The sequence below is a fragment of the Halolamina salina genome, assembly GCF_042678005.1.
Taxonomy (GTDB): Archaea; Halobacteriota; Halobacteria; order Halobacteriales; family Haloferacaceae; genus Halolamina; species Halolamina salina.
The window spans coordinates 1-742 of the sequence record NZ_JBHUDH010000220.1; the positions used below are offsets into that span (position 1 = coordinate 1).

The following is a 742-nucleotide window of genomic DNA, read 5'->3' on the forward strand; positions in this document are numbered from 1 at the left end:
CCCCCGCCTCGCGCGCGGCGGCCGTCGACTCGTCGTGGACCGCCGCCAGCCGGGTGCCGTCGTGTTCGAACACGTCACCGGGCCGGAGACGCGCCTGCTCGACCGGCCGAAGTCCCGCCTCGCCGGCCAGCCGGACCACGAGCTCCTCGCGGTGGGTCCGGGTCGCGCGCCGGAGCCGATCGTACGCCGCGGGGGTCAGTGACACTGATTCGGTCTGTCACGCGAAGCGAAATAAGTGCACCGCTCGTTCTCCGCGTACGTTCGGTATCGGTCGATTTGACGCTCGAAAAGGCCTGATACTGTTTCGGACGAGCGAACTCTCCGAAATCAGTCCGGTGTCCGGGACTGGAGTTCACCGACGATTTCGGGGTTGCGAAGCGCCGAGGTGTCGCCGAGGTCCTCGTCGTTGGCCACGTCCTCGAGCAGGCGACGCATGATCTTCCCCGAGCGCGTCTTGGGGAGGTCCGGGGTGAACACGACGGCCTCGGGGATCGCGACGGCGCCGACGGCGTCCTCGACGGCGTCGCGGACTCGCTCCCGGAGTTCGCCCTCGTCGGCGCCGTGTTCGGGCGCGACGAAGGCGTAGATCGCGGTGCCGGTGGTCTCGTGGTCGGCGCCGACGACCGCGGCCTCCGCGATCCCGGGGACGCCGACGATCGTCGACTCCAGTTCCATCGTACTGAACCGGCGGCCCGCGACGTTGACCGACTCGTCGGCGCGGCCGAGGAACGTGACGTAGCCG

The 742-nt window shown here is 69.8% G+C and carries 1 protein-coding gene and 1 pseudogene; both read right to left on the reverse strand.

What is annotated here, in order from left to right:
• A pseudogene (locus tag ACFR9S_RS14750) lies at positions 1 to 205 on the reverse strand (hypothetical protein); the annotation flags it as partial.
• 122 nt (positions 206 to 327) lie between these two features.
• On the reverse strand, positions 328 to 742 hold a 415-nt coding region (locus ACFR9S_RS14755), incomplete at its 5' end, for an AMP-binding enzyme (RefSeq protein ID WP_417385214.1).